General features: G+C 72.5%; 19 protein-coding genes. 6 read left to right on the top strand and 13 right to left on the bottom strand.

Annotated elements, in window-relative coordinates:
* The first annotated feature begins 84 nt into the window (after positions 1–84).
* Positions 85–876 (top strand): 2-cyclohexenylcarbonyl CoA isomerase, encoded by a 792-nt coding sequence (gene chcB / locus AQJ54_RS03435; protein WP_062023998.1) that lies wholly within the window; start codon positions 85–87, stop codon positions 874–876.
* Positions 877–914: 38 nt separating this feature from the next.
* Here chcB and AQJ54_RS03430 read toward each other — a convergent pair whose 3' ends face one another.
* Together AQJ54_RS03430 and AQJ54_RS03425 are read right to left on the bottom strand one after the other, a co-directional pair.
* Entirely contained in the window at positions 915–1,490 is a 576-nt protein-coding gene (locus AQJ54_RS03430; RefSeq protein WP_062023996.1) for a DNA-3-methyladenine glycosylase I, read from the bottom strand.
* Entirely contained in the window at positions 1,487–1,840 is a 354-nt protein-coding gene (locus AQJ54_RS03425) for a DivIVA domain-containing protein (protein ID WP_062023995.1), read from the bottom strand. Before AQJ54_RS03425 ends, AQJ54_RS03430 begins: the two co-directional genes overlap by 4 nt.
* Positions 1,841–2,014: 174 nt before the next feature.
* Here AQJ54_RS03425 and folP point away from each other — a divergent pair, with 174 nt between their 5' ends.
* Positions 2,015–2,875 (top strand): dihydropteroate synthase, encoded by an 861-nt coding sequence (gene folP / locus AQJ54_RS03420; RefSeq protein ID WP_062233773.1) that lies wholly within the window; start codon positions 2,015–2,017, stop codon positions 2,873–2,875.
* An 83-nt stretch (positions 2,876–2,958) separates the two neighbouring features.
* Here folP and AQJ54_RS03415 read toward each other — a convergent pair whose 3' ends face one another.
* Positions 2,959–3,717, bottom strand: coding sequence for an LOG family protein (locus AQJ54_RS03415; protein WP_020136774.1), 759 nt, complete (start codon positions 3,715–3,717; stop codon positions 2,959–2,961).
* 146 nt (positions 3,718–3,863) lie between these two features.
* Positions 3,864–4,943, bottom strand: coding sequence for a succinyl-diaminopimelate desuccinylase (dapE, locus tag AQJ54_RS03410; protein WP_062233770.1), 1,080 nt, complete (start codon positions 4,941–4,943; stop codon positions 3,864–3,866).
* A gap of 85 nt (positions 4,944–5,028) precedes the next feature.
* Between dapE and AQJ54_RS03405 the strand changes: the two genes are divergently transcribed.
* Both AQJ54_RS03405 and AQJ54_RS03400 read left to right on the top strand, forming a co-directional pair.
* Positions 5,029–6,024 carry a VldE C-terminal domain-containing protein gene (locus AQJ54_RS03405; protein ID WP_079069723.1) on the top strand — a complete coding sequence of 332 codons (996 nt, stop codon included), beginning with the start codon at positions 5,029–5,031 and terminating at the stop codon, positions 6,022–6,024.
* A 273-nt stretch (positions 6,025–6,297) separates the two neighbouring features.
* Positions 6,298–6,753, top strand: a complete 456-nt coding sequence (locus AQJ54_RS03400) for a hypothetical protein (RefSeq protein ID WP_030320691.1) — start codon at positions 6,298–6,300, stop codon at positions 6,751–6,753.
* A gap of 136 nt (positions 6,754–6,889) precedes the next feature.
* Here the strand turns inward: AQJ54_RS03400 and AQJ54_RS03395 are convergent, their stop codons facing one another.
* Positions 6,890–7,981: a bifunctional succinyldiaminopimelate transaminase/glutamate-prephenate aminotransferase gene (locus AQJ54_RS03395; RefSeq protein ID WP_062233765.1), complete on the bottom strand. Its 1,092-nt coding sequence runs from the start codon at positions 7,979–7,981 to the stop codon at positions 6,890–6,892.
* 115 nt (positions 7,982–8,096) lie between these two features.
* Positions 8,097–8,414: a ferredoxin gene (fdxA, locus tag AQJ54_RS03390; protein ID WP_020136779.1), complete on the bottom strand. Its 318-nt coding sequence runs from the start codon at positions 8,412–8,414 to the stop codon at positions 8,097–8,099.
* Positions 8,415–8,554: 140 nt separating this feature from the next.
* On the opposite strand from fdxA, the gene AQJ54_RS03385 reads away from it, so the two are divergent.
* Positions 8,555–9,565, top strand: coding sequence for a GNAT family N-acetyltransferase (locus tag AQJ54_RS03385; protein ID WP_062233762.1), 1,011 nt, complete (start codon positions 8,555–8,557; stop codon positions 9,563–9,565).
* Positions 9,566–9,597: 32 nt separating this feature from the next.
* Entirely contained in the window at positions 9,598–10,470 is an 873-nt protein-coding gene (locus tag AQJ54_RS03380) for a transglutaminase-like and tetratricopeptide repeat-containing protein (protein ID WP_062233759.1), read from the top strand.
* 104 nt (positions 10,471–10,574) lie between these two features.
* On the opposite strand, the gene AQJ54_RS03375 is transcribed toward AQJ54_RS03380, so the two are convergent.
* From AQJ54_RS03375 to mshB, 7 genes are all read right to left on the bottom strand, one after another.
* Positions 10,575–11,192 carry a response regulator transcription factor gene (locus AQJ54_RS03375; RefSeq protein ID WP_062233756.1) on the bottom strand — a complete coding sequence of 206 codons (618 nt, stop codon included), beginning with the start codon at positions 11,190–11,192 and terminating at the stop codon, positions 10,575–10,577.
* The gene (locus AQJ54_RS03370; RefSeq protein ID WP_062233753.1) at positions 11,189–12,355 is read right to left on the bottom strand and encodes a sensor histidine kinase; all 1,167 of its coding nucleotides are present in this window, start codon (positions 12,353–12,355) and stop codon (positions 11,189–11,191) included. The genes AQJ54_RS03375 and AQJ54_RS03370 overlap by 4 nt, the downstream gene beginning before the upstream one ends.
* The gene (locus tag AQJ54_RS03365; protein WP_062023983.1) at positions 12,352–13,092 is read right to left on the bottom strand and encodes an ABC transporter permease; all 741 of its coding nucleotides are present in this window, start codon (positions 13,090–13,092) and stop codon (positions 12,352–12,354) included. Before AQJ54_RS03365 ends, AQJ54_RS03370 begins: the two co-directional genes overlap by 4 nt.
* Positions 13,089–14,000: an ABC transporter ATP-binding protein gene (locus AQJ54_RS03360; RefSeq protein WP_062023982.1), complete on the bottom strand. Its 912-nt coding sequence runs from the start codon at positions 13,998–14,000 to the stop codon at positions 13,089–13,091. Before AQJ54_RS03360 ends, AQJ54_RS03365 begins: the two co-directional genes overlap by 4 nt.
* A 114-nt stretch (positions 14,001–14,114) precedes the next feature.
* Positions 14,115–16,835, bottom strand: coding sequence for a peptidoglycan binding domain-containing protein (locus AQJ54_RS03355; protein WP_062233750.1), 2,721 nt, complete (start codon positions 16,833–16,835; stop codon positions 14,115–14,117).
* A gap of 158 nt (positions 16,836–16,993) precedes the next feature.
* Positions 16,994–17,404 carry a DUF6113 family protein gene (locus AQJ54_RS03350; RefSeq protein WP_062023979.1) on the bottom strand — a complete coding sequence of 137 codons (411 nt, stop codon included), beginning with the start codon at positions 17,402–17,404 and terminating at the stop codon, positions 16,994–16,996.
* Positions 17,401–18,288, bottom strand: coding sequence for an N-acetyl-1-D-myo-inositol-2-amino-2-deoxy-alpha-D-glucopyranoside deacetylase (gene mshB, locus AQJ54_RS03345; protein WP_062233747.1), 888 nt, complete (start codon positions 18,286–18,288; stop codon positions 17,401–17,403). Before mshB ends, AQJ54_RS03350 begins: the two co-directional genes overlap by 4 nt.
* Positions 18,289–18,309: the final 21 nt, after the last annotated feature.

Here is an 18,309-nt window from a genome sequence, read left to right as displayed (position 1 = left end):
GTCCGGTCCGGTCCCCGGACGACGATCTCCGCCATGCTGTGCTGTGGACATCGGGTCCATCGGACGCAGCGGAGGGGATACGCCATGACCGACACCGTGCTCTACGAGGTGAGCGACGGACTCGCGACGATCACGCTGAACCGCCCCGAGGCGATGAACGCGCTGAACATCGCCACGAAGGTCGCTCTGCGGGAGGCGGTCGAGTCGGCGGCGCAGGACGACGCCGTACGGGCCGTGCTGCTGACCGCGGCCGGGGAGCGGGCCTTCTGCGTGGGCCAGGACCTCAAGGAGCACATCGGGCTGCTGGCCGACGGCTCGACGGAGGTCATGAGCACGGTCAAGGAGCACTACAACCCGGTGGTGCGCGCCCTGACCGAGATGCCCAAGCCGGTGGTGGCCGGGGTGAACGGGGTCGCGGCGGGCGCCGGCTTCGGGATCGCGCTCGCGGCCGACTACCGGGTGGCGGCGGACACCGCGGCCTTCAACACGTCGTTCGCGGGCGTGGCGCTGACCGCGGACTCGGGCATCTCGTGGACGCTGCCGCGCGTGGTGGGTCCGGGCCGGGCCGCCGACCTGCTGCTCTTCCCGCGGACCATGTCGGCCCGGGACGCGCACGACCTCGGGATCGTGAACCGTCTGGTGCCGTCCACCGATCTGCCCGCGGAGGCGGAGAAGGTGGCGCGGGCGCTGGCCTCGGGGCCGACGGTGGCGTACGGGGCGATCAAGGAGTCGCTGGCCTACGGGGCCACCCACAGCCTGTCGGAGACCCTGGACAAGGAGGACGAGCTCCAGACCCGGGCCGGGGCCTCCGAGGACCACGCGATCGCCGTACGGGCGTTCGTGAACAAGCAGGCGCCCGAGTACCTGGGCCGCTAGGCATCCGAGTCCTCGGCCCGCACCCGGGCCGCCGGGGCTCAGCCCGTTCGCGCGACGCACGTCTCCAGGTGGTCGTCCACCAGTCCGCAGGCCTGCATCAGGGCGTACGCCGTCGTGGGGCCCACGAAGCGCAGGCCGCGCTTCTTCAGGGCCTTCGACAGGGCCGTGGACTCCGGGGTGACGGCCGGGACGTCACCGAGCGTCTTCGGGGCCGGGCGCGGGGCCGGCGCGTGGGACCAGATCAGCTCGTCCAGCTCCCCCGGGGTCCATTCCGCCAGCACGCGCGCGTTGGCCAGCGTCGCGTCGACCTTCGCGCGGTTGCGGATGATCCCGGGGTCCAGGAGCAGGCGCTCGCGGTCGGACTCGTCGAAGGTCGCAACCTTGGCGATCTCGAAGCCCGCGAAGGCCGCCCGGAAGGTCTCGCGGCGGCGCAGGATCGTGATCCAGGACAGGCCGGACTGGAAGGCCTCCAGGCTGAGGCGTTCGTACAGGGCGTCGTCGCCGTGGACGGGGCGGCCCCACTCCTCGTCGTGGTACGCCACGTAGTCCGGGGTGGACAGCGCCCAGGGGCAGCGCAGCGCGCCGTCCGGGCCGGCGAGGGCGGCGCCGGTCACCGCTGCTCCTCGTGGCCGTGGTCCGGCTTCTCCATGCTCACGTGGGCGGTGGCCTGGGCGCCGGCCAGCGCGGACTCCAGGTCGGCGATCCGGGCGTCCCGCTCGGCGAGTTCGGCGCCGAGCCGGCTGAGGGCGTCGTCGACGTCGGCCATGCGGTAGCCGCGGGCGGCGAGCGGGAAGCGCAGGCTGTCGATGTCGGCGCGGTCCACCGGGCGGTCGGGCGGCAGGGGGTCCTGGAGCCGCTCGGGGGCGACGTCGGGCAGCGGACCGTCGCTCTCGCCGCCGCCCACCACGGCGAGCGTCACCGCGGCGACGACGACCGCGAGCGCGATGACCAGGAACAAGAACATAACCATCGCTGAGGTCCCCATGGTCCCTGCCGGCGGCCGGCCGCCGGCGTCGAATGTGTCAGGGTCCGATCGTGCCATGCGAGTCTGACAGTTAGGGTCGCAGGCGGCCGCGGAAGCCGAAGACACAGGCGGCTGAAGCCGAGGACACAGACGTGGGAAGTGAGGTCACAGGGGATGCTCAGGCTGGGCAGGCGCTCCTTCGAAGCGCACGAGCCGGTGATCATGGCGATCGTGAACCGGACCCCCGACTCCTTCTACGACCAGGGGGCCACGTTCCTCGACGAGCCCGCCCTCGCGCGCGTGGAGCAGGCGGTGGCCGAGGGCGCCGCCATCATCGACATCGGCGGGGTCAAGGCCGGGCCCGGCGAAGAGGTGTCCGCCGAGGAGGAGGCGCGACGGACCGTGGGGTTCGTGGCGGAGGTGCGGCGGCGGTTCCCCGACGTGATCATCAGCGTCGACACCTGGCGGGCGTCCGTCGGCGAGGCGGTGTGCGAGGCGGGGGCGGATCTCCTGAACGACGCGTGGGGCGGGGTCGATCCGGGGCTCGCGGATGTCGCGGCGCGGTACGGGGCGGGGCTGGTGTGCACGCATGCGGGGGGCGCGGAGCCGCGTACCCGGCCGCACCGGGTGACGTACGACGACGTCATGGCCGACATCCTGCGGGTCACCGTGGGACTCGCCGAGCGGGCGGTCTCGCTCGGGGTGCCCCGGGAGTCGGTGCTGATCGATCCCGGGCACGACTTCGGGAAGAACACGCGGCACAGCCTGGAGGCGACGCGGCGGCTCGGGGAGATGGTCTCCACCGGGTGGCCGGTGCTGGTGTCGCTGTCCAACAAGGACTTCGTCGGCGAGACGCTGGACAAGCCGGTGAAGGAGCGGGTGGTCGGGACGCTGGCGACGACGGCGGTGTCGGCCTGGCTGGGGGCGCAGGTGTACCGGGTGCACGAGGTGGCGGAGACCCGGCAGGTGCTGGACATGGTGGCGTCGATCGCGGGGCACCGGCCACCGGCGGTCGCGCGTCGGGGGCTGGCGTAACGCCGGAGGGCTGACATGCCGCATGCGTCCCCTCCGGCGTTCGAGGACGAGGCCCCTTCAGGGACCCCGGTTCAAGCCCAGCGCTAGCGTCCCGCCTCCTTGGACACCAGCGCCACCGCCTCGTCCACGTCGTCCGTCACGTGGAACAGGAGCAGGTCCTTCTCCGAGGCCTTGCCCTGGGCGACCAGGGTGTTCTTGAGCCAGTCGACCAGGCCGCCCCAGTACGCGCTGCCGAACAGCACGATCGGGAAGCGGGTGACCTTCTGGGTCTGGACCAGGGTCAGGGCCTCGAAGAGCTCGTCGAGGGTGCCGAGGCCGCCCGGGAGGACGACGAAGCCCTGCGCGTACTTCACGAACATCATCTTGCGGACGAAGAAGTAGCGGAAGTTGAGGCCGATGTCGACGTAGGGGTTGAGCCCCTGCTCGAAGGGCAGCTCGATGCCGAGGCCCACCGAGGTGCCCTTGGCCTCGCAGGCGCCCTTGTTGGCCGCCTCCATGGCGCCGGGGCCGCCGCCGGTGATGACGGCGAAACCGGCCTCCACCAGGCCTCGCCCGAGCCGCACACCCGCCTCGTACTCCGGGGAGTCGGCCGGTGTCCGGGCGGAGCCGAACACGCTGATCGCGGGCGGGAGTTCGGCGAGGGTGCCGAAGCCCTCGATGAACTCCGACTGGATGCGAAGCACGCGCCAGGGGTCGGTGTGGACCCAGTCCGAGGGGCCGCCCGCGTCCAGCAGACGCTGGTCGGTCGTGCTCGCCGTGACCTGGTCCCGCCTGCGGAGGACCGGTCCCAGGCGCTGCTCCTCCGGCGGCTGCTTCTTGCCCTCGGGGTTCCCGGTAGCCATGTGCGCTCCCTCCGCTTGCCTGGTCTTTCCATCTCAGCGTAGATCTACGCGGGTTACGGAGGGGGGACGTCCGCGTGTCCGGCACGAAGCGCCACCGCGCCGACCGACCTCGGCCCGTCAGCCACGCCGCACCGCGCCGGCTCACCTCACGCCGTCAGCCAGGCCCTCAGCTTCTGCTCCGCCTCCGGGATCAGCGAGACCTTCACCCGCTCGTCCACCTTGTGCGCGAGCAGCGGCTCACCGGGGCTGTAGTTCACCGCGGGCACGCCGAGCGCGCTGAAGCGGGAGACGTCGGTCCAGCCGAACTTGGGGCGGGCGACGCCGCCGACCGCGGCCATGAAGGCCTGCGCGACGGGGTGGGTGAGGCCGGGGCGGGCGCCGCCGGTGTGGTCGTCGACGGTGAACTCGTCGACGCCGCAGTCCGCGAAGAAGTCCCGCACGAAGGCCTCCGCCTCGGCCTCGCTGCGGTCGGGCGCGTAACGGAAGTTGACCGTCAGGACGCAGGAGTCGGGGATGACGTTGGTGGCCACGCCGCCCGTCACACCGACCGCGTTGAGGCCCTCGTGGTACTGGAGGCCGTCGACGACCGGCTTGCGCGGCTCGTACGCGGCCAGCTTGGCGAGGGCCGGGGCGGCCTTGTGGATCGCGTTGGACCCCATCCACGCGCGCGCGGAGTGCGCACGCTCTCCCTTGAACGTCAGCAGCACCCGCAGGGTTCCCTGGCAGCCGCCCTCGACCTGGTTGTCCGTGGGCTCCAGCAGGACCGCGAAGTCGCCCTCCAGCCACTCCGGGTGGGCCTCGGCCACGTGTCCCAGGCCGTTGAGGTGGGCCGCGACCTCTTCGTTGTCGTAGAAGATGAACGTGAGGTCGCGGTTGGGCTCGGGGACGGTCGCCGCGATGCGCAGCTGGACCGCGACACCGGACTTCATGTCGCAGGTGCCGCAGCCCCAGAGGTACCCCTCGTCGTCGAGCCGGGAGGGGACGTTTCCGGCGATGGGCACGGTGTCGATGTGGCCGGCGAGGATGACGCGTTCCGGGCGGCCGAGGTGCGTGCGGGCGACGACGTTGTTGCCGTGCCGGTCGACCGTGAGGTGCGGCAGGGCGCGCAGGGCGGTCTCGATCGCGTCCGCCAGGGGCTTCTCGGTGCCGCTCTCGGAGGGGAAGTCGACGAGCTGCGCGGTGAGCTGAGCCGCGTCGAGGGAAAGGTCAAGAGGGGTGTCGGCCATGCTGTCGACCCTAGCGCCCCCCGCTGCCCGCCCCTCTGTCCCCATCGGGCTCTGGCTCCTCAGTACTCTCCAGTATCTTGTGCGGATGCCAGAGCCGTTGCCCCCTACCCGCAAGCGCCGTGGCCGCCTCCTGCGTTTCGCGGCGGCCCTCGTGATCCTGTGCGCGGTCGCCGGTTACCTCGTGGTGCAGTACGTCACCGGAGGTTCGGGCGGTCCGGGATGCAAGGTCGTCTCCGGCGAGGCGGGCGGACCGTCGTACGAGTTCACGCCCGAGCAGGCGGTGAACGCGGCGACGATCACCGCCGTCGGCACCGGGCGCGGGCTGCCCGAGCGGGCCGTGGCCATCGCGCTGGCCACCGCGCTCCAGGAGTCGGGGCTGCGCAACATCTCGCACGGCGACCGCGACTCGCTGGGCCTGTTCCAGCAGCGTCCCTCGCAGGGCTGGGGCACCCCGCAGGAGATCCTCGACCCGACCTACGCGGCGGGCGAGTTCTACAAGCACCTGGTCAAGGTGGCGGACTACCAGAAGCTGCCGCTGACCGTCGCAGCGCAGCGGGTGCAGCGCAGCGGCTATCCGGAGGCGTACGCCAAGCACGAGCCGGACGCCACCGTGCTCGCCGCCGCCCTCACCGGCACCTCGGCGGCCACCCTGACCTGTGACGGCCGCCAGGACCCCGCACAGGCGGCCGCCACCGGCTCGGCGGGCGCCACGACTCAGCAGGCCGCCACGGGCCCGGACGCGGTGCGCTCGGCCCTCGTACGGGACTTCGGGCGGGACGTGTTGGACACGACCGCGGCGGAGGTGGGCGGCAAGGCGTCGCCGCGCACGCTGTCCGCCCCCGGTGACGGGCGGACCGTGACCCTTCCGGTGCGCAAGGACACGCGCCGGGGCGCCGGCCGCAGTCTCACGGAACGCGGCTGGCAGCTCGCGCACTGGGCCGTCGCCAACTCCTCCGCGCTGCGCATCGAGCGGGTCTCGTACGCCGGGCGGCAGTGGACCGCGGGCAGCACGGACAGCCAGTGGCGTCCGGCGGGCGGCGAGAGCTCCACGGCGTCGGTGCGGATCCTCACGGCACGGTAGTTCGGAAGATCACCTGGGAGGGTCACGTCCGGCCGCGGCGGGAGCGGGTGTGCGCAGGTTTTCGCCGCGTCACCCCCGTATCCGCCAGAACCCTTGAGAACAAAGGGCTCCAAGGATTCGACGGACTTTCAGACCGGTAGCTTTTTGCCCGTTTTTATCCGGAGGTGATAATGCGACGCATTGCCAACTCTTTACGTTGGGCCTCCGCAACCTTCGTCGGCTTCGAGCGGTAGTCACGGCGTCCTAGCAACGTTTCCTCGTCGAAGGAGCAACATGTCCCTCCCCCTGACCCGCAGGATCGCCCGTGCCGCGCTGCTCGTCGCTGCGGGAGCGGCAGCCGGGGTCGGTGCGGCCGGCGCCGCCAGTGCGGCCCCCGCGCAGCTGCCGGCCACCCCGAACCTCGGTGGCCTGACCGCTCTGGACGGGGCGCACGTCGGCAACACGGTGGACGGTGCGGCGCAGAACCTGGCCGGGACCGCGGGCAAGGCCGGTGGCAAGGCGGTCGAGAAGGCCGTGCCGACCGCGGGCAAGACCGGCGGCAAGGCCGTGAAGAAGGCGGCTCCGGCCGCGCAGAAGACGGCGGGCGAGGCCGCCGGTTCCGCCGGGGGCCTCCTCGGGGACACGACGTCCACGGCCACGAAGGGCGGCCTGCCGACCGACTCCCTCACCAAGGGCGGCGGCCTGCCGTCGGCGGACACCCTGCCGGTCAAGAGCCTCCCGCTCGGCTAGTACCCCGCGCACACGAGCAAGGGGCCCGGAGATCTCTCCGGGCCCCTTCGCCGTACGGCAGAAACAGTCACCGCCGTGCGGCAGAAGCGGTCACAGACGTACGGCGGAAACAGTCACCGCCGTACGGCAGAAGCGGTCACAGACGTTCCACGGCCGCCCGGACCCGCTCGTCCGTCGCCGTCAGGGCCACGCGGACGAACTTCTCGCCGGCCTCGCCGTAGAAGTCGCCCGGCGCCACCAGGATGCCCCGGTCGGCCAGGTGGTCGACGGTGGACCAGCAGGACTCGTCCCGGGTGGCCCACAGGTAGAGGCTGGCCTCGCTGTGCTCGATGCGGAAGCCGTGGTCCAGGAGGGCCTCGCGCAGCAGCGCCCTGCGGGCCGCGTAGCGTTCGCGCTGCTCACGCACGTGCGTGTCGTCGCCGAGGGCCGCCACCACCGCCGCCTGCGTCGGCGCCGACGTCATCATGCCGCCGTGCTTGCGGATCTCCAGGAGGGGTGCCAGGACCGCCGGGTCGCCCGCCAGGAAGGCCGCGCGGTAGCCCGCGAGGTTGGACCGCTTGGAGAGCGAGTGGACGGCCACGATGCCGTCGTACGAGCCGCCGTTCACGTCCGGGTGGAGCACCGAGACGGGGTCGGCCTCCCAGCCGAGCTCCAGGTAGCACTCGTCGGAGAAGAGCAGGATGCCGTGGGACCGGGCCCAGGCGACGATCCTCGTCAGCTCGTCCTTGGAGAGCACCTTGCCGGTCGGGTTGGACGGGGAGTTGAGCCACAGGAACTTCAGGCCCGCCGGGTCCAGCTCGGTGGGGTCGTCGTAGACCTCGTAGTCGGCCCGGGCCAGGCGCGCGCCGACCTCGTACGTCGGGTACGCGAGACGCGGGTAGGCGACCCGGTCGCCGGGGCCCAGGCCCAGCTGGGTGGGGAGCCAGGCGACGAGTTCCTTGGAGCCGACGATGGGCAGCACGTGCCGGTGGGTGACCCCGCGGGCGCCCAGGCGTCGCTCGACCCAGCCGGTGATCGCGTCGCGCAGCGCCGGGGTGCCCCAGACCGTCGGATAGCCCGGGGAGTCAGCCGCGTCGATCAGGGCCTTCTGGATCAGGTCGGGGACCGGGTCGACGGGGGTGCCGACGGAGAGGTCGACGATGCCGCCGGGGTGCTCGAGAGCCTTCTTCTTGTACGGCTCCAGCTTGTCCCAGGGGAAGGTGGGCAGGCGGTCGGAGACTGCGGACACGGCTGTCGCGCTCACTTTCGGGTCGTACGGCAAAACGCCTCGGTCCCGTACCGCCGTGATCAGTGACGATCAGGCCGTACGGGACCGAGGCGGCACGCCTGGGGGTGCCGGATGATCAGGCCTGCGGCGGCAGCGCGGCGATGAACGGGTGGTCCCGCTCGATCAGGCCGAGCTTGCTGGCGCCACCGGGCGAACCGAGGTCGTCGAAGAACTCGACGTTCGCCTTGTAGTAGTCCTTCCACTCATCCGGGGTGTCGTCCTCGTAGAAGATCGCCTCGACCGGGCACACCGGCTCACAGGCACCACAGTCGACGCATTCGTCCGGGTGGATGTACAAGGACCGGGAGCCCTCGTAGATGCAGTCGACCGGGCACTCCTCGATGCAGGCCTTGTCCTTCACGTCGACACAAGGCTGCGCGATGACGTAGGTCACGCTGTCGTTCCTCCTCCATAGGGCGCTGGCGGGCCTCCTCAGGCTCCGCCGCCTCGCGCGCGGGAGCGCGGCGTCGTCGATGCCCGCCCCTAGTATCTCCGTTCTTGGCCATGATCCGAACAGGAGGGGTGAACTGACCTGTGGAAATCTCCGCCGCGGGGCGCCTCGTCGTCCGTATCTCCGCTGCTGACGTGGGGAAACGGGTGTCCGTGCGGTCCCTGGACGAAACCGCCGTCACGCACGAGAAGTTCACCGACACGGTGGGTGTTCTCACATCATGGGATGCCGGTGTGCTGATGATCACGCGACGGGACGGCGAACGCGTCCGCATTCCGGAATCCGCGCTGGTGGCGGGCAAGGTCGTGCCCGCCGCGCCGGCCCGCCGCCGGGGGCCCGCCGCCTCGTACGAGGAACTGGCCCGGATCACCGCGCGCGGCTGGCGCCCGGTGGAGAGCGAGCGGCTCGGTGAGTGGGAGCTGCGCGCCGCCTCCGGGTTCACCCGCCGCGCCAACTCCGTCCTGCCGCTCGGCGACCCCGGACTGCCGCTCGACGAGGCCCTGGCCGCCGTACGGCGGTGGTACGGCGAGCGTGGGCTGCCGGCGTACGTACAGACCGCGACCGGCGCCGCGGGCACCCAGGAGGTGCTGTGCGCGGAGCTGGAGGCGCGCGGGTGGACGCGGGAGGTGACCGCGGAGCTGTGGACGGGGGGCTTGGCACCGGTCGCGGACCGTTCCGGTGACGGTGTGGTCCTGTCCCGGGAGGCCGACGCGGGCTGGCTGGCGCGCTATCAGCGCAAGGGCGTGAGCGAGGTCGCGCTGCGGGTGCTCGGGAGCGGGCCCTCGGTGTGGTTCGCCACGGTCCCCTCGGAGACGGGAGGGGCACCGGCCGCGATCGGGCGGTGTGTCGTCGACGGCCGCTGGGCGGGGTTCGCCGCGGTCGAGGTGGATCCCGCGCTACGGCGACGGGGGCTGGCCTCGACCGTGATGGCGGCGCTGGCACAGCGGGCGCTGGAGGAGGGCGCGTCGGCCGCGTGGCTCCAGGTCGAGTCGGACAACGCCGGGGCGCGGGCGCTGTACGAGCGGATGGGGTTCAGCGCGCACCACGCCTACCACCACTACCGCGAGCCGGATGTCTCCGGCGCCGCGCGGTAGTAGCGATCGCCGCGAAAGGGCACGAGCCAGCTATGCGTCCCCCGAATCCCCCGTACCCGCCGCCGCACCCGCCCCCGTCCGAGCGTTCCGCCGCGCTGCGACGGCGGTTCGCCGAGGAGGCGCGGTCCGAGCGGCCGGATCTGTCCGCGCTGTGCCTGCTGGTGGCGGCGCAGGCGGACGGCACCCTCGACGAGGCCGGGATCGACACGGCCCAGATCGAACTCGACGAGCTGGCGGGGCGGTTGCCGTTCCGGCCGGGTGGGCCGCGGTCGTGGGCGGTGTCGCTGCGGGAGCTGCTCGGGGACCGGTGCGGGTTCCGCGGCTCCGCCGCGGACTATCAGCGCCTGGAGTCCTCGCTGCTGCACGAGGTGCTGCGGCGGCGCAGGGGTCTGCCGATCCTACTGTCCGTGGTGTGGATGGAGGTGGCCCGGCGGGCGGGGGCGCCGGTGTACGGGGTGGGTCTGCCGGGGCACTTCGTGGTGGGCTTCGGGCCGCCGGAGGAGCAGGTGCTGGCGGATCCCTTCGACGGCGGGCGGGTGCTGGCGGGCTCCGACGCCGAGGTGCTGGTGGCGGGGGCGACGGGGGCTTCGCTGGACCCGTCCATGCTGCGTCCGGCCGATCCGCTGGAGGTGGTGCAGCGGATCCTGAACAACGTGCGGGCGTGGGCGGCGGCTCGGCCGGAGCGGTCGGATGTGGGGCTGTGGGCTGTGGAGTTGGCGCTGCTTTTGCCTTCGCATCCGGCCCGACTGCGGTACGAGCGGGCGCAGTTGCTGGTGCAGCGGGGTGACTTCGTCGAGGGGGCCGGGGAGTTGGAGGCGTATGCGGGGGTGGTGGCGGCGGTGGATGAGGTAGCGGCGGCGAAAGTTCGTCAGCAGGCTCATGCGGCGCGAGCGAGGTTGAACTGACGGCCGTGGGCGTCTGCGGGTGCGTCGTGGCTGGTCGCGCCCACGCGGCGGAGCCGCATATCGACACAGTCCCGCGCCCCTGAGTCAGTTGCCCTGGGCGGCGATCAGAGCCACCCCTTCTCACGCGCGATCCTCACCGCCTCCGCCCTGTTCCGTACCGCCAGTTTCTGGATCGCCGTCGACAGGTAGTTGCGGACCGTGCCCTGCGAGAGGTGCAGGGTGGTCGCCAGTTCGGCGTTGGTGGAGCCGTCGGCCGCTGCCCGCAGGACCTCGCGTTCGCGGTCCGTCAGAGGGTTCGCGCCCTCCGCCAGGGCCGCCGCCGCCAGGGTGGGGTCGATGACCCGCTCGCCCGCCAGGACCTTGCGCACCGCTGCCGCCAGTTGGGCCGCCGGGGCGTCCTTGACCAGGAAGGCGTCGGCACCCGACTCCATCGCGCTGCGGAGGTAGCCGGGGCGGCCGAAGGTCGTGAGGATGACCAGCTTGACCGCCGGGAGCTCTTCGTGGAGCTGGGCCGCCGCCTCTATGCCGGTGGCGCCGGGCATCTCGATGTCCATGAGGGCCACGTCGATGTCGTGGGCGCGGGCCGCCGCCAGGACCTCGTCGCCGCGGGCGACTTGGGCGACGACCTCGATGTCGTCCTCCAGGCCGAGCAGTGCGGCCAGCGCCTCGCGGACCATCGACTGGTCCTCGGCGAGCAGGACCTTGATCGTGCGGCTCGTCATGGGGCGGATCCTACGTCGGCCGCGGTACCGGCGGGCACGCGGGCGACGAGCCGGAAGCCGTGCCGGGTGCCGGTGGCCTCCAGGGTGCCGCCGGCCTTCTCCAGGCGTTCGGTGAGGCCGGTGAGGCCGTTGCCGTGCCCCTTGCCGGAGCCGCCCGATCCGTCGTCCTCCACGGCGAGTTCGAGCATCGGTCCGTCGAGGGTCTGCCGGCGCAGCAGCTCGACCGTGCAGCGCCGGGCCCCGCTGTGCCGTACGACGTTGGTGATCGCCTCGCGCAGGGCCCAGGCGAGGGCCGCCTCGCGGTCCTCGGGGACGCCGGTGAGTTCGGGTTCGGCGGGGATCGCGGCGGTGACTCCGGCGGCCGTCAACGCGACCTGGGCACCGGCGAGTTCCGCGGCGAGGCGGGGACGCCGGTAGCCGGTGACGGCCTCGCGGACGTCCACCAGGGCCTGGCGGCTGACCTGTTCGATGTCGGCGACCTGCTGGGCGGCCTTGTCGGGGTGGGCGGGCAGCATCCGGCCCGCCAGCTCGCTCTTGAGGGTGATGAGGGACAGGGAGTGACCGAGCAGGTCGTGCAGGTCCCTGGCGAGGCGCAGCCGTTCCTCGTTGGCGGCGAGCTGCGCGACCCGCGCCCTGGCCTCCCGCAACTCTATGGTCGTACGGATGAGTTCACGCACCCCCGTCATCGCGAAGCCGCCGAGGAGCGCCGGGATGAGCAGGGCGCCGATGTAGTCCGTGCCGTCGGCGACGACCAGGGCCAGGCCCGCCATGACGGCGGACACGGCCGGGATCGTCAGGCGGGCGAGCCGCAGCGGCAGGGCCGCGCCGGACGCGATCGACACGTACACGAAGAGCACGAGCCACTCGCGGCCCAGGGTGAGGACGAGGACGGTCGACTCCGCGGACAGCACCGCGAGCGAACCGAGCACGAACTCCTGGGCGTTGCGGCGGCCGGTGCGGAACAGCAGGGCCAGGTACCAGGCGACGAAGCACGCGAGGCCGAGCCAGCCGAGGACGACGGCCACGACACTGTGGCCGCCGTGCAGGAGGTCCGAGACGGGCGCGCTGAGGTAGACCAGCCAGATCCCCGTCCACAGCATCTTGACCATCAGCTGCTTGCGGGTCTCCGGGCGCTGCCCGATGCCGACGCCGGTGCCGCTCACGCCTTCAACGTGTCCTTCCGGTACAGCCAGGCCGCGCCGCCCGCGAACAGGGCGAACGAGACGACCAGGATGGCGATGTCCTGTGCGTGCGGGGCGCGGCTCTGTTCGATGGCCTGCCCGAGGGCAGCGTACGCGTGCGTGGGCAGCCACTTGGCGATGTCCTGGAGCCACTGCGGGAACGTCGTCGTCGGCATCCACAGGCCGCCCAGCATCGACAGGCCGAAGTAGGTGATCATCGTGATCGGCCGGACCGCGTCACCGGTGGCGAGGTAGCCGATGGCGACGCCGAGCGCGGCGAAGACCAGGCTGCCGGCCCAGATCGCGCCGGTGAGGGCGAGCCACTGCCAGGCGTCCAGGCGTACGTCCTTCACGGCCGCGGCGACGACGAACACGATCACGATCGAGGGCAGGCTCACCACGGCCGCGCTCGCCGTCTTCGCGAGGACGTAGCCGCGCCCCGGGAGGGTCGTCAGCCGCAGCTGCCGTACCCAGCCGCCCTCCCGCTCCTTGGCGATGCGCTCGCTGTTGCCCATCAGGACGGCGGTCAGGGCGCCGAAGGAGGCCATGGAGACCATCATGTAGGTCGGCAGGGTCAGGCCCGTGCCGTCGACCTTGCTGGTGCTGTCGGCGTTGCCCGCGATGATCAGGAACAGCAGCGACGGGTACATCACCGAGAAGAACAGGAACTTCCGGTTGCGCAGGGCGCGGGTGAGTTCCAGCTTGATCAGGCTGTTCATGACTGCTTGGCCTCCTCGGCGGCGGTGATGGCGACGAATGCCTGCTCCAGGCCGAGCCCGGCGACTTCGAGATTGCGGGGGTAGAGGCCGAGGCCGTAGAGGGCGTGGACGGTGGCGTCGGCGTCGGTGGACTGGATGCGGACGGTCTGCGCGGAGATGTCGATGCTGGTGAGAAAGGGCAGTTCGCGCAGAGGCGCCTCGTCGATCACACCGTCCAGGTCGAACGCGATCCTGCGGGCCCCCGCCTTCGCCTTGATCTCGGCCGCCGTGCCGTCGGCCAGCAGCCGGCCCCGGTGCAGCACCAGCACCCGGTCGGCGATGGCGTCCGCTTCCTCCAGGTAGTGGGTGGCGAAGAGGACCGTACGGCCCTGGTCGGCCTGTTCGCGCATGGTGGCCCAGAAGGCCTGCCGGGTGGTGACGTCCATGCCGGTGGTCGGCTCGTCCAGGACGATCAGGTCGCTGTCGCCGGCGGTCGCGAGGGCGAAACGGACCCGCTGGGCCTGGCCGCCGGAGAGCTTGTTGACCTTGCGGTCGGCGATCTGGGCGACTCCGGCGCGGGCGAGGACGTCGTTGGGCTTGTACGGCTTCGGGTGCAGGGCACAGGCCAGCCGGACCAGCTCCGCGACCGTGACCTCGTCCATCAGGCCGCCGCTCTGGAGCATCGCGCCCACCCGACCGGCGACGATCGCCTCACGCGGGGTGGTGCCGAAGAGACGGACGCTGCCGCCGTCGGGCTGCTTGAGGCCGAGCAGCAGATCGAGGGTGGTCGACTTGCCGGCGCCGTTGGGGCCGAGCAGCGCCACGGTCTCCCCCGGCCGCAGGGTCAGGGTCAGTCCGTCGACGGCGCGTACCTCGCCGTATGCCTTGCTCACCTGGTCGAAGGCGACCACCGGGGCTGTCGTTGTCATACGGCCATGGTGGCGCCGCGGGTGCGACGGCGGGCAGTGTCGGCCGTCCGGAGTGCCGCATGACAGATGTCATGTCAGCGGCACTCCGGAGCGGTCTCCGTCGGTGCGGGCGGCTCAGCTCGGGTTGGTGTCGATGACCACGACGCGCTGCGCCGCCGTCTTGCCGCGCAGTGCCTTGCCCAGTGCGGAGGCGACGTCCTGCGGCAGGACGTCCCGCTTGCCGCTGGCGCCGTTGATCTGCACGCCGGCGAAGGTGGCGCCGTACGCCTCCTTGAGCGCCTCCAGGTTGTACGTCTCCACGAGCTTGCCGCCGACGGCCTTGAACCCGAGGATCTTCGGCAGGGACACCGCACCGAAGTCGATGCTGTGCGTCGCGTCGGTCTTGATCGTGACGAGTCCGGACATCGCGGGCTCCGCGAACTCCTTCATCATCCGGTCGACCTCGGCGTTGGACACCGACGGCTGCTTGGTGGTCGTCGGGAGCGTGACCGTGCCGGAGGTGCCGGTCTCCACCTGGGTGCGGTATGCCTCCTCGACCGCGGTGGTCGACCTGGCGACGTCGATGCCCTTGCCGGCCTTGCCGTAGACGGCGACGGCCTTGCCGTTCTTGAACTTGATCGTGCCGTCGGTGGCCGAGCCGGTGCCGCCCGAGGCGTTCTCCAGGGCCGCCTGGAGCTTCTCCTCGTCGACCGGCATGACCGGGTCGACGATCCGGTGGTTGCCGAAGAGGGAGCCGATGACCGAGACGGGGTTGTAGTCGCTCTTCGCGGCCGCGGCGACCGTGGCCTGGTCGTCGAGCTGGAGGCCCGCCTGGTCCGGCTTGAGCTCGATGGTCCTGCCGTCGACCGAGAGCTTCAGGGGTGCTTCGACCGACTTGCCGAGGGAGTCGTCGAGCTTCTTGACGGCGTCGTCGCGGGTGCCGCCGCCGATGTCGACGCCGAGCACGGTGGTGCCCTTGGGGACGTCGGAACGGTTCATCAGCAGACCGGCCCCGTAGGCGCCGACACCGAGGAGGACCACGGTGCCGCCGACCATCGCGAGCTTGCTGCGGCCCTTCTTTTTCTTCTTCGACGAGGCCGCGGTGTTCTGCGCGGCGGTGCCGGGTGCCTTCGGGGCGGTACGGGTGTCGGCGCCGCCCGGACCCTGGGTGCCCGGGGGCACGACCGGGATGCCGCTGGTGACGGTGTGTCCGGAGACGTTGTCCGGGTTGCCGTAGCCGGGGGCGCCGGGTCCGGGGGTGCCCGGTCCGGGGGCCGGCTTCTGCGGGGTGAGGATCGCGGTGTCGTCGCTCAGGCCGCCGCCGGGGCCCATGCCGGTGCCGGGGGCCGTGCCGGTGCCGGGGGCCGTGCCGAGACCGGGACCGGCGCCGAGGGCCGCGCCGGGGGCGCCACCGAGCGTGGGAGGACCGCCGGGGCCGCCAGGACCGGCGGGAGCGCCGGGGCGGGCGCCGATGCCGTTGGGGCCGCTGACGCCGTTGGGGGCGCTGGGGCCGCTGCGGCCACGGGTGCCGCCGGGGCCTCGGGAGCTGCCCGGGCCGACCTGGCCGTTGGGAGCCTGACCAGCAGGGCCGCCTTGACCAGCTGGGCCACTTTGACCGCCGAAGCCGTCGGCGCCGTTGAAGGGCTCGCCACCGAAGCCGTCTGGTCCGGTGAAGGACTCGGCCCTGGCGAAGGGGTCCGGTCCGGCGGGCGGTACGACCGGGCCGTCACCGGTGACCGGGCCGCCCGTGGGGCCCGCGGGGCCCTGGGGTCCGCCCGGGCCGCCGGGGCCCTCCGGTCCGCCGAAGCCGCCGCCGTAGTCGATCCGGCCGCCCTGGCCGCCGTAGTCGATGCCGCCGTTCTGACCGCCCGGGCCGCCGGAGCCGCCCTGCGTGCCGAAGCCGCTCTGACCGGCGGGGCCGCCCTGGCCGCTCTGCCCGCCGAAGCCGCCCTGACCGTTCAGGACGTCCTGCCCGGACTGGCCGGACTGGCCTGACTGACCGCCCTGGCCGCCGTAGCCGCCCTGGCCGTTCTCGCCGTTCGGTCCGGCAGCGGTGCCGTTGCCGTTCTCCGCGAAGTACGGGAGGTCGTCGCGGCGGGGTTCCTGGCCGCGCTGGCCGGGGCCCAGCGGGCCCGCGTTGAGAGCCTCGGTGACGTCGAAGGAGCCGGTGCCGCCGCCGTGGCCGGGGGCCACCGGGCCGCCGGTCGCGCCCGGGAGCCCGGCGCCGTTCGTACCGCCGGAGCGCGAGCCGCCCGGCACGCTCATGGATCCGACCACGCCGCCGGGCCGGCCGGCAGGACGTGCACCGCCCGCCGCGCCGGAACCGCCCTGGCGGGGCCCTGACGCACCGGCACCACCAGCGCCACCGGCACCCGCGGCCGCACCCGGCGCTGCGGGCGCACCCGCACCCGAACCGCCCGGCAGACCGGCCCCGTTGGTCCCACCGCCGCCCGGACCGCCCTTGGCGGGGCCGGACTTGCGGGGCGCGAACCAGTCGCTCGCCTTCTCCTCGGCGGGCGGGGCGGGTTCGGCGGGCAGTTCGACGGTGCCCGTGGTCGAGGAGGAACTCGGCGCCGGCGACTCTGTCTCCGCACCCCGGTCGACGGAGCTGTCCGTCTCACCGACGGGCTGGCGCACGACGACCGGCGGAATCGGCCGCGACCCCGGGATGTTGATCCGGATCCGGGTCGTCAGCGTGGTCTCGGTCTTGCGCTCCTCCGGCTGCGCGCCCGAACGGCCCGCGTCCGGACCGCCGTCGGACACCTGGGGCGTCCCGTACGGCGGCGTACCCGAGGGGTAGGCGGCTCCGCCGCGCCCGTTGGGCCCGGAGGACGGACTGTCAGTTTCACGACTCAAGGCAGGTTCTCCTGGTTGGCTCCGCCGCCCGTTTCGACCTCACTGCTTCGGGCGTCGGCGGCGCGCACCACCATACTGGCCACTTCTGGCCCGTATCCCACGACCGCCGGGGAAACCCACACGGGACTCGCACGCATCCGATGCGGAGAAGTGGTACGTCACTTGCCAAGTCGGACGGGACCGCCGCCCGGTTGCCGCCCCGACCCAAGGGTGGCGCAGATCACAGCAACTGCCATGCCGCCGAGCAGGAAGAGGTAGGAGCCGGCTCCCGCGGCGAAGACGAAGTCGCCTTCCGGGCGGCTGGCGGTGAGGAAGATGACGGCGACCATCCAGCCGCCGGCGGGCGCGACGGCCCCGGCCCGGCTGTCGGCCGCGCGGGCCCCGCCGAGCAGCAGTCCTGCCTCACCGAGCAGGGCGAGCAGCAGGCCCCAGGGGAACCAGCCACCCTGCACGAGCGCCCCGGCGAGCCCGACGAGCGCGCCGAGCACGAAGAGGCCGAGGTAGGCGGCGGCCCGGCCGGCGGACGGGCGTTGCAGGGGCTGGGCCAGCATCGACGTCCGGTCGCTCATGACGTGCCCTCGATTCCGGGAGACTCGATCCCGGGGACCTCGATCCCCGCGAACAGGTCGGTCTCCCTGGTGCTGCCGTGTTCCCCTCTCACCAATTCGTAGTACTCGGTGGTGAAGAGGGGTTGCGCGAGTTCGTTGGAGAGCGCGAAGTACGCCCCCGACACCTCGATCTGGGTGGCGTGCGCGGCCATCGCGGCGCTCTTGGCGGCGGCGTACCCGGTGCCGTCGATCTCCGTGGTGATCCGCTCGTCGTCGACCACGCCCGGTACGTCGTCGAGGACGCCGGCCTTGCCGAAGGGAAGAGCGGCCAGGTCGCCCTGGAGGCGGGCGAAGGCCTGCTCGCCGACCGTGCGCGGGACGCGGTTCCAGTAGACCTTCGGGATCTCCCAGCCGGCGTCGGCGGCGAGCTCGACGGCTCGCATGGCGACGCGGTGGGCCTGGATGTGGTCGGGGTGGCCGTACCCGCCGTGCTCGTCGTAGGTGACGAGGACCTGGGGGCGGACCTCCAGGATCACCTCGACGAGGTGGGCGGCGGCGGTGTCGACGTCGGCCTGCCAGAAGCAGGCGGGGTCGTCGTTGTCCGGCAGGCCCATCATTCCGGAGTCCTGGTAGCGCCCGGCGCCCCCAAGCAGGCGGAAGTCCGCGACGCCGAGCTCAGCCATGGCCGCGGTGAGCTCGCCGCGGCGGTACTCGCCGAGGGCGGCGCCGGTCAGGTGGCGCAGCCCGGGCGGGATGACCTCGCCGAGCTCGCCGAGGGTGCAGGTGACCAGGGTCACCCGAGCGCCCTCGGCCGCGTACCTGGCCATGGTCGCGCCGTTGTTGATCGACTCGTCGTCCGGGTGCGCGTGCACCAGGAGCAGACGCCGAGCGGGCTGTTCCGTCATGGCCCCAGCCTACGAGGGGCC

The organism is Streptomyces griseorubiginosus (genome assembly GCF_001514195.1).
Classification (GTDB): Bacteria; Actinomycetota; Actinomycetes; order Streptomycetales; family Streptomycetaceae; genus Streptomyces; species Streptomyces griseorubiginosus.
The sequence above is the reverse complement of the archived record's forward strand: the minus strand, read 5'-3'. Positions and strand labels throughout refer to the sequence as shown.

Excerpts from the sequence above, each read along its gene's own strand:
- chcB (WP_062023998.1), top strand. The coding sequence starts at position 85 with ATGACCGACACCGTGCTCTACGAGGTGAGCGACGGACTCGCGACGATC.
- AQJ54_RS03425 (WP_062023995.1), bottom strand. The coding sequence starts at position 1,840 with ATGTTCTTGTTCCTGGTCATCGCGCTCGCGGTCGTCGTCGCCGCGGTG.
- folP (WP_062233773.1), top strand. The coding sequence starts at position 2,015 with ATGCTCAGGCTGGGCAGGCGCTCCTTCGAAGCGCACGAGCCGGTGATC.
- AQJ54_RS03415 (WP_020136774.1), bottom strand. The coding sequence starts at position 3,717 with ATGGCTACCGGGAACCCCGAGGGCAAGAAGCAGCCGCCGGAGGAGCAG.
- dapE (WP_062233770.1), bottom strand. The coding sequence starts at position 4,943 with ATGGCCGACACCCCTCTTGACCTTTCCCTCGACGCGGCTCAGCTCACC.
- AQJ54_RS03405 (WP_079069723.1), top strand. The coding sequence starts at position 5,029 with ATGCCAGAGCCGTTGCCCCCTACCCGCAAGCGCCGTGGCCGCCTCCTG.
- AQJ54_RS03400 (WP_030320691.1), top strand. The coding sequence starts at position 6,298 with ATGTCCCTCCCCCTGACCCGCAGGATCGCCCGTGCCGCGCTGCTCGTC.
- AQJ54_RS03380 (WP_062233759.1), top strand. The coding sequence starts at position 9,598 with ATGCGTCCCCCGAATCCCCCGTACCCGCCGCCGCACCCGCCCCCGTCC.
- AQJ54_RS03375 (WP_062233756.1), bottom strand. The coding sequence starts at position 11,192 with ATGACGAGCCGCACGATCAAGGTCCTGCTCGCCGAGGACCAGTCGATG.
- AQJ54_RS03365 (WP_062023983.1), bottom strand. The coding sequence starts at position 13,092 with ATGAACAGCCTGATCAAGCTGGAACTCACCCGCGCCCTGCGCAACCGG.
- AQJ54_RS03360 (WP_062023982.1), bottom strand. The coding sequence starts at position 14,000 with ATGACAACGACAGCCCCGGTGGTCGCCTTCGACCAGGTGAGCAAGGCA.
- AQJ54_RS03350 (WP_062023979.1), bottom strand. The coding sequence starts at position 17,404 with ATGAGCGACCGGACGTCGATGCTGGCCCAGCCCCTGCAACGCCCGTCC.
- mshB (WP_062233747.1), bottom strand. The coding sequence starts at position 18,288 with ATGACGGAACAGCCCGCTCGGCGTCTGCTCCTGGTGCACGCGCACCCG.